Here is a 13,735-nt window from a genome sequence, read left to right as displayed (position 1 = left end):
AGATGCCTGGTGGTCTGGAGAGACTTCATGTCGACCACGTCACCCCCACAAGAAGGTAAACGCAAGACCTTCGACCTGTATCGCGCCGTTTGGCGCTGGCACTTTTACGCCGGCCTTTTGGTTCTGCCGTTCATGATCACCCTGGCAATTACTGGGGGCCTTTATCTTTTCAAGGACGAACTGGATGCACTCATACACGCTGATGTGAAGCGCGTAGCCGTTCAAGAGGCGACGCTCCCTCCCTCTACGCTGGTAAGCGCAGCCCTTACGGCTCACCCTGGCACTGCCGTAAAATTCACCGACCCCGCCACGCCGAAAAGCTCGGCGGAGATCACAGTGAATACTGCCTCGGGCGAGCGGTTAGCCGTTTACGTCAATCCGTATACTGCCAATGTGCTGGGGGCGCTGGATGACCGCGGCACGGTGATGTGGACCGTTCGCTATCTGCACAGTTTGAAATACTTTGGACCTACAGCGCGCAAACTGATTGAAATAGCCGGCGGCTGGGCAACCCTGCTAGTGCTCACCGGCATTTACCTCTGGTGGCCACGGCGTAAAGGCAAAGGCGGCGTGATTAGCGTGCGCGGCAAGCCAAAAAGCCGCGTGTTCTGGCGTGATCTGCATGCCGTGCTGGGTATTTTTGTCGGTGGGTTTATCGTCTTTCTGGCGATCACCGGAATGCCTTGGTCGGGCGTGTGGGGCGCGCAGGTTAATCAGTGGGCTAACGGTAACAATTTCGGCTACCCCTCTGGTGTGCGCGTTGAAGTGCCCATGTCGGAAGCGCGTTTAAACGCGCAAAGCCCGACAAACTGGTCACTCGAACAGGCACAAATTCCAGAATCCACACAGGGACCAGGCCAGGCAACGAGCATTGGCCTTGACGGCGCTGTCGCCATCTTCGATGAGCTGGGATTGCATCATGGCTATGCGGTCAGCCTGCCCACCACAGAGACCGGCGTGTACACCGGATCAGTCTATCCTAATGACCTTAGCCAACAGCGCGTGGTGCATCTTGATCAGTACAGCGGCGAGCGCTTGATCGACATGAGCTACTCCGATTACGGGCCCCTGGGTCGCTGGTTGGAATTTGGTATCAACGTGCATATGGGCCAGCAGTTTGGTCTGGCCAACCAACTGCTCTTTTTGACCGTGTGCGTGGCGATTATCCTGCTGGCGGTATCGGCCGCAGTAATGTGGTGGAAGCGCCGCCCCTCACGCGCAATGGGCGTACCGCCACTACCGGCAGACAAACGCGTTTTCCGGGGTCTGATTGCCATTCTGGCGATAGGCGGATTGATTTTCCCGCTGGTAGGCGCGTCGTTGATCGTCATGCTGCTGCTTGATTGGCTGATTGTGCGCCCGCTCCAGGAGCGGAGGCTGGTTAACCAGCCAAGGTAACACCTCAGTTTCTATCACTCCCTCTTTCTGGCCCCCTTGGGGCCAGAAGCTCAGGTTTATCTAAATCTCAATTTACGCCTCTCGCTCTATCTTTCCCGCTACTCACACGCGCCACAGAATAGCCACTATCGGTATGCCTTCAAGTATCGAACGATGCCAGCGCAAGACCCGTTGATGCCTTGGCCAACTAAAGCGATACATTAATAGCGCATTTGCGCTTATTGCCTCATAAACTCATGCCTATTTCAGTCTACCTCAGCACGTTTATCCGCTTGACATTAAATTATTTGCGCCACAAACTTAGCCGAGGCTATACTTGTTTCCACAGCGCAAAATGATTACACGGAGTAACACTGCTTCGTCTACTATCTACCTCATGTCGAGTCTGGAGCTTAATAATGGCAACAAAACATGCTGTGATTCTATTGGGAATGCTGCCTTTCAGTACCTTGGCAGCGGCTGATGAAACGCCCCTCAACGTGGTGGCAACCATTGGCATGATTGCCGATGTGGCACAGGAGGTAGGCGGCGAATGCGTTAGCGTCCAGGCCATGATGGGCCCCGGGATCGACCCGCATCTTTTCCAGGCCAGCGCCAGCGATGTTTCGCTGTTGCGCGGCGCCGAACAGATTCTTTACTCGGGCTACGCCCTGGAAGGCCAGCTGGGTTCGGTGCTGGAAAATTTCTCTTCGCGCACCCCGACGCTTGCTGTCGCGCCCTCTTCGATCGACCCTTCATCGCTGATTACCGCGCAGGATATCTACGGCATCGATCCGCACCTGTGGATGGATGTTTCGCTTTGGGCGCAAACGCTGCCGACGCTAAGCGATACCTTTATTGAAGCGCGCCCCGACTGCGCGGATACTATTGAGGCCAACACCGAACGATACCAGACCGAACTGTTGGCGCTCCACAAGTGGGTCAAGGAGAGTATCGCGACCATTCCCGAGAGTCAGCGCGTGCTGGTGACCGCCCACGATGCGTTTAGCTACTATGGGCGCGCCTACGATATCGACGTTGAAGGTATTCAAGGCATCAGCACCGAAACCGAAACCGGCATTGCCGATATCCGCAACATGGCGACGAGTGTGGTAGAGCGCGACGTACCGGCGGTGTTCGTTGAAAGCACCATCAATCCGCGCACCGTCCAGGCGGTGATCGACGCGGCCAAGCAGCGTGGCCATGACGTTGTGGTTGGCGGCGAGCTTTATTCCGACGCCATGGGCGATGACGGTACCGTCGACGGCACCTATATGGGTATGATCTACCGTAATACCCAGCATATCGTTAACGCACTCGGCGGCACACTTTCCCCACTGCCCGATGAGCTCAACGACTGGGCAAGCGAGTGGCAGCTCGACCAACAGGGATAAAAGGGCATACTCTCGATGGTAACATCTGCAAGTGCCGAGCCCGCTCTCAGCATCAACAATTTGACCGTGAGCTATCACAACCAGCCCGTGCTTTGGGATATCAATCTCGATATCCCGGCGGGCGTGATGGCGGGAATTGTCGGCCCCAACGGCGCAGGCAAAAGCACGCTGATCAAAAGCCTTTTAGGGCTGGTGCCATCGCTTTCCGGCGAGGTGCTGGTGCACGGCAAGCCTTATGCCGCCCAGCGCAAGCGAGTGGGCTACGTGCCCCAGCGCTCGAGCGTGGATTGGGACTTTCCCACCACCGCGCTCGATGTGGTGACCATGGGCCTTTACGGGCGCCTTGGCTGGTTCAAGCGCCCCGGGCGCCGAGAACGTAAAGAGGCGATGGACGCGCTCGACATGGTCAGCATGAGCGAGCTTGCCCACCGCCAGATCAGCCAGCTTTCCGGCGGCCAGCAACAACGCGTGTTTCTGGCCCGCGCACTGGTGCAACAGGCCGACGTTTACTTTCTGGACGAACCCATGGCCGGGGTCGATGCCACCACCGAACGGGCGATCATCGATATACTGCGCCGCCTGCGTGATGCGGGAAAGACGCTTATCGTCGTCCACCACGATCTGCAAACTGTCGGTACCTACTTCGACTGGCTATTGCTACTGAACGTGCGCGTGATTGCCAGTGGCGACGCCAAAGACGTTTTCAAGATCGACAACCTCCGCCAGGCCTACGGCGGCCAGATCGCGCTGCTGGGTGACCACGAGTCATTAACGTTTCCCGCCTCAAAAGTGACCTGACCCATGCAGTGGCTCGAACTTCTATCGGATTATACCTTTCAAAACGTGGTGATCGGCGCCTCGCTTCTGGGCCTGATCAGCGGCCCCTTGGGCTGCTTTGCGGTGCTGCGCCGTCAAAGCCTGCTGGGCGACGCCATCTCCCACGCGGCTCTTCCGGGAATATGCCTGAGCTTCATCATTACCGGCAGCCGCGATATTGGCGGCATCATGATCGGCTCGCTTGCTACCGGCTCTCTTGCCGCGCTGATCATGCTGCTGCTCACCCGCAAAAGCCGCCTGAAAACCGATGCGGGGCTAGGCGTTTGCCTGAGCCTCTTCTTTGCCGTTGGTATCGTGCTGCTCACCTACATTCAAGGCACCAGCAACGCCGCCCAGGGCGGGCTTGAGGCCTTTTTATTCGGCCAGGCCGCCGCCACGCTGCGCTCGGATCTGTGGGTGATGGGTGGCGTGACGCTGGTAACGCTTTCGCTGCTCGCCGCCTTCTGGAAGCAGGCCAAGCTGGTCACGTTCGACGCCGAGTACGCCCGAACGCTTGGCATGCCCGCCACGGCCATCGAGGCGACACTGACCGCCATGGTCGCACTGGCGGTGGTGGTCGGCTTGCAGATGGTCGGCGTCATTTTGATGGCGGCGATGATCGTTGCCCCGGCGGCGGCCGCGCGCCAGTGGAGCCGCCACCTGGGCACCATGCTTGCCATCGCGGCGGGCGTGGGTATCGTCAGCGGAGTCTCCGGCGCGACGATCAGCACGCTGTCGCGCGGGCTTGCTACCGGCCCGCTGATCGTACTAACCGCCACGGCCATCGTGCTGCTGTCGCTGGCGCTGGCGCCAGGGCGCGGGCTTTTATGGGGCATCATGAAACACTACCTCCAGAAAGCCGAGCTTCAAAAACGCCAGCTTCTCTACACGCTATATAAACACCCGGCCCGGCCTGCATCACGGCGTTTATCGCTGAGCGCACGGCTCACCCTTGCCCTGTTAAAACGCCAAGGCTACCTGACCCGCTCACAAGGTGAAGCGGACTGGGGGCTGACGACAACAGGGCAGGCAAAAGCGCGCCAGGTGGTCGCCACGTTCGAGGAGGTCGCGCCATGATCGCAGAGCTTCTCAACAGTACCGCGCTTCCCATCATTCTGGTCGGCGCCATGGTGGGTATCGCCTCATCAGCGGTGGGCACGTTTTTGGTGCTGCGCGGCAACAGCATGCTGTCGGATGCCATCAGCCATTCGATCGTGTTCGGCATCGTGATCGTCTGGATACTGACCAAGCAGCAGAGCGGGCCGGTGCAGCTCATCGGCGCCGCGCTGACCGGGCTTTTGACAGTATTTCTCACCGAGGCGCTGGCCAATACCAAGCGGGTGAAGCAGGACGCCGCCATCGGACTGGTGTTCCCAGCACTCTTCTCCATTGGCGTGTTACTACTCAATATCTACGCCCACGACGTGCATATCGACACCCACACCGTGCTGTTGGGTGAAATCGGGTTTGTCTGGCTGGATACCGTCGAGCTTTTCGGCCTGCCGATTCCCCAGGCGCTGGTCTCGATGAGCGTAATGACGCTGCTCAACTACGCGTTTATCGGGCTCTTCTATAAAGAGCTGAAGCTCGCCACCTTCGATCCCGCGCTGGCCAAAACCTTTGGCTTCATGCCGACGATCCTGTTCTATGTACTTTTGATGCTGACCAGCTCCACCGCCGTGGCGGCCTTCGACGCCGTGGGGGCGGTGCTGTTCATCGCCTTTGCCATTGTTCCCGCCTCCGCCGCCTATTTGCTGACTGACCGCCTGTGGATGATGTTCATTTTCGGCGCGCTGATCTCGATCGCCTCGAGCATTTCCGGCTATTTCCTCGCGGTGCATTTCAACGTCTCCATCGGTGGCATGATGGCGGTAATGACCGGCGTATTTCTGATACTGGCCTTTTTGGGCGGGCCGCGCTACGGGCTGATTACCCAAATGCTGAAGCGCCGCCGGGCGCGGCAGGCGCCGATGGAGCCGCCTTCATTGTTTTGAAAGGCTAAACGCCAGACCAGGGCGCCACTTGCAACGACGAAGACGCACGCTTTTATAAAGGCCCTATCCACGTGAGCGCTCGTTCAGTATTACTAGCGCACCAGTAATAAGCGCTCGCATACCTTCCTCTAATTCCGCCTCCATTTCGGCCTCCTCCAGGCCGCGGCTCGCCCCCTCGACAGGCTCTTTCCCCACTACCGAATAAATCGTATCGGCGACGGAAAAGCATTGAAAAGCTATAGTCGCCAGAAGCCAGCGAGCTTGCTCCTGGGAGATATCATAAACCTCAGCAATATGGTTTTGATGTGCACGAATTTTTTCAATCATGGGCTGAGTGGCAGCCAAGCGACGGATCACATAGGGCGTTAATCCTGGGTGAGCTTTGACAAACTCGCTTATCGATGCGGCAAAAGTGGATAGATACTCTTTCAATTCCCCGGGCGCATCATTGGAAGCTCGTGGAATATTCCAACGTTGAAATATTTCTTCGGCCACTAAGCATTTCAGCGCCTTTAAATTGGGCACATGCTTATAAAGCGCCATATGGCTGATGCCTAGCGCGCTGGCCACCCCGACAAAGGTGATGTTGGGTAGGCCGATTTCGATACCCGCATTCGCAATACGCTCAAGCGTGATGGTAGGCGGCCGCCCGCGTGCTTTAACTGGCTGTTGCGTGGTCATATTGCATCCTTAATCGCTGACGTTCCTTATCTAGCCACTCACTCACTTTAGGGTCAATTAGTTGATTGGCATGCAATTATATTAATTAGTTTATTGCCATGAAACTAATTATCTATTAGCCTATTTAAACGCGACTAATTCTCGTTACAAACTACTGCTATGCAGGTTCGATAATCCCCTATGGCCGAGTCATAACGCTTCATGAGCACGCACGATACATCGAGATCCCAAGGTAAGAGCCCCATCAGCCAAGTGTTGGCCCCTATACGCACACGGCTTTTTGCCGCGGCAATGCTGGCGGGCATCGGCACGATATTAACGATGGTGCCGCTTGCCGGTATGGCACATATCGCCAAGATTCTTGTGTCTGATCCAGGCGCCGCCTGGGAGTTATCAACCGCCAGCATGCGTGAAATCGGCTGGGTGGTAGCAGCCAGCATCGTGAGCCTCTTTGTCGGCATGGGGTGCATGTTTCTCGGCGAGCTGGTAGCGCACCTGGCGGATAACAAACTCACCTACCAGCTACGCTTGGCTGTTATGCGACGCTTGTCCCAAGCACCGCTTGGCTGGTTTACCAGCCGCGCATCCGGCGACGTAAAACAGGCGATGCAAGACGATATTGCGACGCTGCACAGCCTGACCGCGCACTTTTACACGGCGGTAGGACGCGCGTTTGGCGCCTTACTGATCTCGGTGGTCTACCTGATCATGCTGGATTGGAAAATCGCCGTTATTACGTTACTGCCTCTTCCCGGTTTCTTTCTTTTCCTGCGCCGACTCATGCAAGCCAGCAAAGCCAATATGGGTGAGTTTATTGCCCAGCTTGAGCGCATGAATAACGCCATTAATGAATTTGTCTGCGGCATTCCCGTCGTCAAGGCCTTCGGTACGACCGGACAAGCCTATCGTGGCTACCAAGCAGCAGTGGATAGCTTTGCCCATGCATTTGAGCAATTTACCCGCCCTCTGGTCGCTTCTATGGCACATGTTCATGCGATGGTGACAACGGTGACGATATTGGGACTGGCGCTCACGGTTGGCATATTTTGCGTCGCCAACGGCTGGTCAGAACCGGTCGATCTGTTGCCATTCATTCTAGTAGCCCCCGGTATCTGTGCTCCGTTACTGCTGCTGCATACCTTGCTGCACGACTTAGGCAGTGCCGTTGGCGCCGCCCAACGCGTCATGGCACTGCTTGAAACGCCGGTATTGCCATCAATCCCCTCCAGTGAGTGCCAGCTCCCCAACGATCATGAAGTTCGCTTTGAAAATGTCAGTTACGTCTATAACAATGCCCAAAACGGGCTATCGAACCTGCACTTTACTCTTGCACCTGGCAGCGTTACGGCGATTGTTGGCCCTTCGGGGGCAGGCAAATCCACCCTGGCACGCCTGATGCTGCGCTTTTTTGACCCCACCCATGGGCGCATTACGTTAGGCGGGGTGGATCTGCGCCATCTTGAGATGTCAACGCTCTACCAGCGGATTGGTTTTGTTCTGCAGGACGTGCGTCTGATCCATGCCAGCATTCGAGACAACATTGCGTTGGGCCGCCCTTCGGCCAGCCAACAGGAAATCGAGGATGCCGCTCGCGCGGCGAATATTCACGAACGTATCGCCGCACTCCCTAACGGCTATCGATCGATGGTTGGCGAGGATATTCAACTGTCAGGTGGCGAGCAACAGCGCGTCAGTATTGCCCGCGCCATGTTACTTGATCCGCCTCTATTGGTGCTGGACGAGCCGACAGCAGCGGTTGACGCCAGCAATGAGCTGGCCATCCAGCAGGCTCTGTCGCGTTTAACCCGGGGGCGGACGCTTGTGATTATTTCGCATCACCTAAAGTCGATCATCCACGCCGACCATATTCTGGTACTCGATGGCGGCACGGTTGCTGAGCAAGGCAATCACGACCAGCTACTGGCCAGCAATGACCTTTATGCTCGCCTTTGGGCACTGGAAGAGAAAACAAACTCACTGGAATCGAAGGTGGCAGCGTGCTGAAAATGCTCAATCAACTGCTTGGCGAAGACACCGCGCTCTTGCGTCGCTATCTCGGTCTGGTCACTGTCTATGGTGTGCTAAGCGGTCTGACCATCTTGGCCCTTATCCCTCTTCTCTATTACCTCCTGATTGGCCAACTCAGTGTGGCCACCACATGGCTAGTAGTGCTGCTTTTCGGCATCCTAATCTGTTGGGGAGTGCGATGGCACGTGGAGCAGGCAGGCGTCCGTGTCGGCGTCGCCATCTTGCAGTCGGGCCGCCATCGCCTTGGCGAACACGTGATCCATCTGCCGGTTGGCTGGTTTACCGCGACAAATACCGCGCGCCTTAGCCATGTAACCACGCAGGGTATGATGGCGGTGGCCCAGCTTCCTGCTCACGTCTTTACACCGGTGATCAGCGGGCTTGTCACGCCTATCGTTCTCCTTGCCGCGCTATTGGTGTTGCATGCACCGCTGGGCATTGCGGCGCTGGTCGCGCTGCCGCTACTTTTGGGGGTTTTATTACTCACCGCCAAGCTTGCCCAGCATGCCGACAGGGCCTTCCAGCAACACTTTTCTGATACCAGTCAGCGCATGGTCGAGTTCGCCAGTGCCCAGACAGTCTTACGCGCCTTTAGTGGGAACAACCACAGCACACGCTTCTTAGAACAGGCCATGGAACAACAGCACCGCTCGGGAACAAGGCTGGCTTGCCTATCGGCACTTTCGGCGCTGCTCAATGCCTGGGCAGTGCAGACAGTCTTTGCCGTGCTGCTGATCGTCACAACCCTGTGGATCAATACGCTTTTGGAAGGATCACTGACGGCAGCGAGCATTATAAGCGTCATCATTGCGCTGGTACTGGTAAGCCGGTTCGTCGAACCGCTGCTGGACATCGCTCAACACAGCGACATTTTGCGTAGTGCAAGGGGGCAACTCGAAGAGATCCAGGCGATTTTCGACGCTGCCCCCCTAACCGAGCCAACGGTCCCTCAGCCACCGCGCGATGCCTCCATCGAATTGAGAGCCGTCCGCTTTCGCTATGCGCCGCATGAGCCCGACGTGCTCAACGGGGTTAGCCTATCTATCACGCCCGGTAGCATGACCGCATTGATCGGTGAGTCAGGTTCAGGCAAGACCACTCTGGCGCGCCTGGTCGCGAGATTTTTCGATGCAGATCACGGTAGTGTGCTCGTCGGCGGCGTGGACGTCCGCGATATGTCTAGTACCCAGCTGGCGGATCACGTCAGCCAGATCTTCCAGGAGAGCTACCTGTTTGCCGGCAGCATTGCTGACAATATTCGCTTTGGCCATCCCGACGCCAGCGATGCCGACCTGATGGACGCCGTGCGTCTGGCCGGTGTCATCGAGATCGTCGAACGCCTGCCCCAAGGATTGGACACACCAGTGGGCGAGGGAGGCGCCCGCCTTTCCGGCGGCGAACGGCAGCGTATCGCCATCGCCCGAGCACTCATTAAGAATGCGCCCATTCTGCTGGTGGATGAAGCGACTGCCGCACTGGATGCGGAAAATCAAGCCATCATTACCCAGGCGCTGGTGCGACTGAGAGGCCAACGTACGCTATTGGTGATCGCCCACCAACTCTCTACGGTGAGCATGGCTGATCAGATCATCGTGCTAGATGACGGACGCATCATTGAGCAAGGCGCGCCCGATGAACTGCTCGCTCAGCAGGGGCGATACGCCACGTTTCTTGACCAACGCCAAACCACCAAAGGGTGGCGCATCACCCCGGATAAAACGGGAGAAACCTCACAGTGATGCGCGTGTATCTGCCTCTCCTGTTTGTATTGCTGTGCGGGATGTCATTACTGACAGGCGCGCGGCAGATAAGCGGGTACCAACTTATCACCCTGTCAGATGATGCTTGGTTGACGTTGACGGCCAGCCGACTGCCGCGCCTGATCACGGTGTCCTTGACCGGAGTGGGCCTCGCGATTTGCGGTGTGATTTTGCAGCATATCGTGCGCAATAAGTTCGTGGAGCCCGCCACCTCGGGTGGGCTTGATGCCGCCAAACTGGGCATTCTCGTATCGCTGTCTCTAATGCCTACGGCTGGCGCTGGATCACGAATGCTTGCAGCCCTGCTCTTCTGCTTCGCTGCGAATGTTGTCTTTATCGCTATCGTTCGCCGCATCAAGTTCACCAACACGGTACTGGTTCCCGTCATCGGTTTGATGTACGGCGGCGTGCTAAGCGCCCTAGCCGAGTTCTACGCCTACCGCCATAACATCCTGCAAAGCATGCAGGGCTGGCTGCTGGGAGATTTTTCAAAGATCGTCCAGGGCCATTACGAAATCATCTACCTAATCCTGCCGGTCGTTGTGCTCGCCTACGTCTACGCTCATCGCTTCACGGTGCTGGGCATGGGCGAAGACATGGCGACGAGTTTAGGCGTGAACTATCTCGTCACCTCCGCCATTGGGCTGATGCTGGTGGCCATTACTGTCTCGGTCACGGTCATCGCGGTGGGCGCCATCCCCTTTGTCGGATTAGTGGTTCCCAATCTGGTAGCGCTCTACTACGGCGATAACCTGGCTCGCACCCTACCCGCCGTAGCACTGTCGGGGGCAACACTGCTGCTGGTCTGCGACATTGCGGGACGCCTGCTGATCTATCCCTTTGAAGTGCCCATCGGCTTAACGTCGGCTTGTGTCGGAGGCGTGCTGTTTCTGATCCTGATTGTCAGGAGGGCACAGTGATGACTATCAAAGCTCGCCACACCGTTTGGGCGGCCGTGATCGCTCTTGCGCTCGCTTTTGTCTTTGTACGCTCCGGTTTCGACTTCGAGTATGTGATACCGAAACGACTTGAGCGCTTGGCCACCATGGTGATCGGTGGCATTTGTGTCGCCTGGTCCGCCATTACGTTTCAGAGCCTTACCGGTAACCGGATATTAACGCCTGCCATCATGGGCTATGAGGCCGTCTATCTGCTGTTTCAGGCCCTGTTGATGCTGGTGCTGGGCACCCACAGTCTGATGGTGCTCGGCGAGCATGGCAACGCCGCACTCTCGGTCCTGCTGATGCTTGGCTACTCCTGGACGCTGCATCGATGGCTGTTTAGAGACGGCAGAGACAATGTCTATTTCCTGCTGCTGGTAGGACTGGTACTGACAATGGTCATTACCACTTTCACACAGTTCGTTCAGCTCAAAATGAGTCCAGGCGAGTTTTCCATTCTGATGGGTTACAGCCAAGCCGCTTTCGGTAACGCCAGCACCACACAACTGCTATACGCCACACTGATCGTGGCCGCGATTTGTCTGGTGGGACTGAAAAGCCTCCCAATGCTAGATGTGCTCTTGCTGGGCAGAGAGCAGGCCATGTCACTTGGCATCGATTATCGACGCTGCGTGCAACACCAGCTCTTTCTGATCGCCTCGCTGGTGGCTGTATCGACCAGCCTGCTTGGCCCCACGGCGTTCATGGGCATTTTCGTGGCCAATACGGCCTATGCGCTTGCAGGCACTTACCGTCATCGGGTCACGCTACCGGTGGGTTGTGCCCTCGCCATCGCCCTTTTCATCCTCGCCCAACTGCTGGTCGAACATCTCTTCAACTACACAACCACCGTCGGCATCCTCGTCAACCTCGTATGTGGGGCTTACTTCCTGTCGCTGATGGTGCGTACGCGAGGCGCAGCATGATCACGGTTCAAGACCTTCATAAAACCTACGGCGACCGTTCGGTGCTATCGGCGATCAATCTCTGCTTTCCATCAGGTCAGTTGACGTCCCTGGTGGGCCCCAACGGCGCGGGTAAGACGACGCTTCTGATGATGCTCGCGAGACTACTTAAGCCCTCTCGGGGGGATATTCGACTCGACGGCTCCCAGGTAACGCGCATTCCCATCAGCGAGTATGCCAGGCAGGTGGCCACGCTACGCCAGACGCCTGAGTTCAACCTACGCCTGACCGTCGAGGAGTTGGTCGCCTTTGGCCGCTTTCCCTATAGCCGTGGCACACTCACTCGGCACGACCATCGTGTGATTGACGACGCCCTGTCGTTTCTATCGCTGACGGCACTACGCGGTGCTTATCTGAACGAGCTCAGCGGCGGCCAACGCCAGATGGCGTTCCTGGCCATGACCATTGCACAGCAAACCGATTACCTGCTGCTCGACGAGCCACTGAATAACCTCGATATCAAACATGCCGTTCAGATCATGCAGGCTCTTCGCCGTCTCTGCGACGAGCATGGACGAACGGTCATCCTGGTCGTTCATGACATCAACTTTGCCGCCAACTACTCCGATTACATCGTCGCCATGAAGGATGGGGAAGTGCACTGCGATGGCAACGTCACCGACGTCATCACCGAACGGCGCTTGAGTGAGCTTTACGGACTGAAGTTCGACATCGCCCATAACGAACGCGGTTATCTATGTAATTACTTCAAGCCCTCAGGAAACCTGGAATGAAACGATCTCTAAACAACCGCTTGGCACGCCTTCTCCCACTCGCCTTGGTGGCGTTGCTACAAGGGTGCGATCAGCCCTCAGCCAACAATATGTCCGCACAGGAGGCCATAACACCGATCACGATTCACCACGCGCTGGGAAGCACCGTGATCGATCACCGTCCACACCGGGTAGCGGCATTAGACATGAATGAAGTCGATTTTCTGGATCAGTTGGACGTTCCGGTGGTGGGCATGCCAAAGGACTTTATTCCCCATTTTCTGGAGAAGTATCGAGACGACCCGACGATTGAAGATCTGGGCGCTATCGTACGCCCTAACCTTGAGCGAGTGCATCGCGCTAACCCTGACCTCATTCTTATGACGTCGTTACAGGCCAACGACTATAACGAGCTGACTCAGATCGCACCCACGCTGCACTTTGACGTGGATTACCGCAACAGTCAGACCAACCACATTGACGTTGTCATGGATCATCTCATGGATCTTGGGCAGATCTTTGGCAAACAGAAATTGGCCCGTCAGCGGGCAGCCGAGCTGGTTCATACCGTCGAGGAGGTCCGGCGTGTTACCCAAGGCCGCCCTGAGAAAGCCCTTATCCTGCTGCATAATAATGGGGCCTTCCACTCCTTTGGCGTGCAGTCACGCTACGGCTTCATCTTCACTGAATTCGGCGTTGCCCCCGCCGCTCCCGACATCGATACCGGCCTGCACGGCCAGCCGGTTTCTAGCGAATTCATCCAGCAGGCCGACCCCGACATCATCTATGTCGTGGATCGTACTGCCGTAATGGAGCACCGGCCCACCATGAGTACCGACAGCCTGGCCAACCCCCTATTACGCCAAACTAACGCCTGGCGAAATGACCGGGTGGTCTTTGTCGACCCCGAAGCCTGGTATGTCACCGCCGCCAGCGTCAGCGCTCTGGCGATCATCGCGGATGACATTATCGACGGCTACCGGCACTAGCAGACCATAGCACTAAAGCACTAAAGCACCTAAAAAAACGCTTTCATCGACTGCTTCAATGCGCCTTTTAACAGGCG

Annotated in this window: 12 protein-coding genes; 11 read left to right on the top strand and 1 reads right to left on the bottom strand. The window is 57.0% G+C overall.

Annotated features, from left to right (window positions below; genetic code table 11):
- The first annotated feature begins 27 nt into the window (after positions 1-27).
- The 5 genes from ACT3TY_RS05235 (at position 28) to ACT3TY_RS05215 (ending at position 5,581) form a co-directional block, all read left to right on the top strand.
- A complete protein-coding gene (locus ACT3TY_RS05235) occupies positions 28-1,398 on the top strand; it encodes a PepSY-associated TM helix domain-containing protein (RefSeq protein WP_087110715.1) in 1,371 nt (456 codons plus the stop codon).
- Positions 1,399-1,796: 398 nt separating this feature from the next.
- The gene (locus ACT3TY_RS05230; RefSeq protein WP_087110713.1) at positions 1,797-2,771 is read left to right on the top strand and encodes a metal ABC transporter solute-binding protein, Zn/Mn family; all 975 of its coding nucleotides are present in this window, start codon (positions 1,797-1,799) and stop codon (positions 2,769-2,771) included.
- A gap of 15 nt (positions 2,772-2,786) precedes the next feature.
- The gene (locus ACT3TY_RS05225; protein ID WP_087110711.1) at positions 2,787-3,569 is read left to right on the top strand and encodes a metal ABC transporter ATP-binding protein; all 783 of its coding nucleotides are present in this window, start codon (positions 2,787-2,789) and stop codon (positions 3,567-3,569) included.
- A gap of 3 nt (positions 3,570-3,572) precedes the next feature.
- A complete protein-coding gene (locus ACT3TY_RS05220; RefSeq protein ID WP_087110709.1) occupies positions 3,573-4,664 on the top strand; it encodes a metal ABC transporter permease in 1,092 nt (363 codons plus the stop codon).
- Positions 4,661-5,581, top strand: coding sequence for a metal ABC transporter permease (locus tag ACT3TY_RS05215; protein WP_087110707.1), 921 nt, complete (start codon positions 4,661-4,663; stop codon positions 5,579-5,581). The genes ACT3TY_RS05220 and ACT3TY_RS05215 overlap by 4 nt, the downstream gene beginning before the upstream one ends.
- Positions 5,582-5,644: 63 nt before the next feature.
- On the opposite strand, the gene ACT3TY_RS05210 is transcribed toward ACT3TY_RS05215, so the two are convergent.
- Positions 5,645-6,262, bottom strand: a complete 618-nt coding sequence (locus tag ACT3TY_RS05210; RefSeq protein ID WP_087110705.1) for a TetR/AcrR family transcriptional regulator — start codon at positions 6,260-6,262, stop codon at positions 5,645-5,647.
- 201 nt (positions 6,263-6,463) lie between these two features.
- Between ACT3TY_RS05210 and ACT3TY_RS05205 the strand changes: the two genes are divergently transcribed.
- From ACT3TY_RS05205 to ACT3TY_RS05180, 6 genes are read left to right on the top strand one after another with little or no spacing between them, the layout of a single operon-like run.
- Entirely contained in the window at positions 6,464-8,266 is a 1,803-nt protein-coding gene (locus tag ACT3TY_RS05205; RefSeq protein WP_087110703.1) for an ABC transporter ATP-binding protein, read from the top strand.
- Between the two features lie 2 nt (positions 8,267-8,268).
- A complete protein-coding gene (locus tag ACT3TY_RS05200) occupies positions 8,269-10,029 on the top strand; it encodes an ABC transporter ATP-binding protein (protein ID WP_225733845.1) in 1,761 nt (586 codons plus the stop codon).
- A complete protein-coding gene (locus ACT3TY_RS05195; protein WP_087110699.1) occupies positions 10,029-10,970 on the top strand; it encodes an ABC transporter permease in 942 nt (313 codons plus the stop codon). Before ACT3TY_RS05200 ends, ACT3TY_RS05195 begins: the two co-directional genes overlap by 1 nt.
- Entirely contained in the window at positions 10,970-11,917 is a 948-nt protein-coding gene (locus tag ACT3TY_RS05190; RefSeq protein WP_087110697.1) for an iron chelate uptake ABC transporter family permease subunit, read from the top strand. The genes ACT3TY_RS05195 and ACT3TY_RS05190 overlap by 1 nt, the downstream gene beginning before the upstream one ends.
- Positions 11,914-12,690 (top strand): iron ABC transporter ATP-binding protein, encoded by a 777-nt coding sequence (locus ACT3TY_RS05185; RefSeq protein WP_087110694.1) that lies wholly within the window; start codon positions 11,914-11,916, stop codon positions 12,688-12,690. Before ACT3TY_RS05190 ends, ACT3TY_RS05185 begins: the two co-directional genes overlap by 4 nt.
- Positions 12,687-13,658, top strand: a complete 972-nt coding sequence (locus ACT3TY_RS05180; RefSeq protein ID WP_172116955.1) for a siderophore ABC transporter substrate-binding protein — start codon at positions 12,687-12,689, stop codon at positions 13,656-13,658. Before ACT3TY_RS05185 ends, ACT3TY_RS05180 begins: the two co-directional genes overlap by 4 nt.
- Positions 13,659-13,735 lie beyond the last annotated feature (77 nt).

This window comes from Halomonas sp. AOP22-C1-8, assembly GCF_052378905.1.
Taxonomy (GTDB): domain Bacteria; phylum Pseudomonadota; class Gammaproteobacteria; order Pseudomonadales; family Halomonadaceae; genus Vreelandella; species Vreelandella citrativorans.
This window is presented reverse-complemented; position numbering and strand designations above follow the sequence as displayed.

Bases quoted from the DNA above. Each gene is read 5' to 3' on its own strand.
- ACT3TY_RS05235 (WP_087110715.1), top strand. From the start codon at position 28: ATGTCGACCACGTCACCCCCACAAGAAGGTAAACGCAAGACCTTCGAC.
- ACT3TY_RS05230 (WP_087110713.1), top strand. From the start codon at position 1,797: ATGGCAACAAAACATGCTGTGATTCTATTGGGAATGCTGCCTTTCAGT.
- ACT3TY_RS05225 (WP_087110711.1), top strand. From the start codon at position 2,787: ATGGTAACATCTGCAAGTGCCGAGCCCGCTCTCAGCATCAACAATTTG.
- ACT3TY_RS05220 (WP_087110709.1), top strand. From the start codon at position 3,573: ATGCAGTGGCTCGAACTTCTATCGGATTATACCTTTCAAAACGTGGTG.
- ACT3TY_RS05215 (WP_087110707.1), top strand. From the start codon at position 4,661: ATGATCGCAGAGCTTCTCAACAGTACCGCGCTTCCCATCATTCTGGTC.
- ACT3TY_RS05210 (WP_087110705.1), bottom strand. From the start codon at position 6,262: ATGACCACGCAACAGCCAGTTAAAGCACGCGGGCGGCCGCCTACCATC.
- ACT3TY_RS05205 (WP_087110703.1), top strand. From the start codon at position 6,464: ATGAGCACGCACGATACATCGAGATCCCAAGGTAAGAGCCCCATCAGC.
- ACT3TY_RS05200 (WP_225733845.1), top strand. From the start codon at position 8,269: ATGCTCAATCAACTGCTTGGCGAAGACACCGCGCTCTTGCGTCGCTAT.
- ACT3TY_RS05195 (WP_087110699.1), top strand. From the start codon at position 10,029: ATGCGCGTGTATCTGCCTCTCCTGTTTGTATTGCTGTGCGGGATGTCA.
- ACT3TY_RS05190 (WP_087110697.1), top strand. From the start codon at position 10,970: ATGACTATCAAAGCTCGCCACACCGTTTGGGCGGCCGTGATCGCTCTT.
- ACT3TY_RS05185 (WP_087110694.1), top strand. From the start codon at position 11,914: ATGATCACGGTTCAAGACCTTCATAAAACCTACGGCGACCGTTCGGTG.
- ACT3TY_RS05180 (WP_172116955.1), top strand. From the start codon at position 12,687: ATGAAACGATCTCTAAACAACCGCTTGGCACGCCTTCTCCCACTCGCC.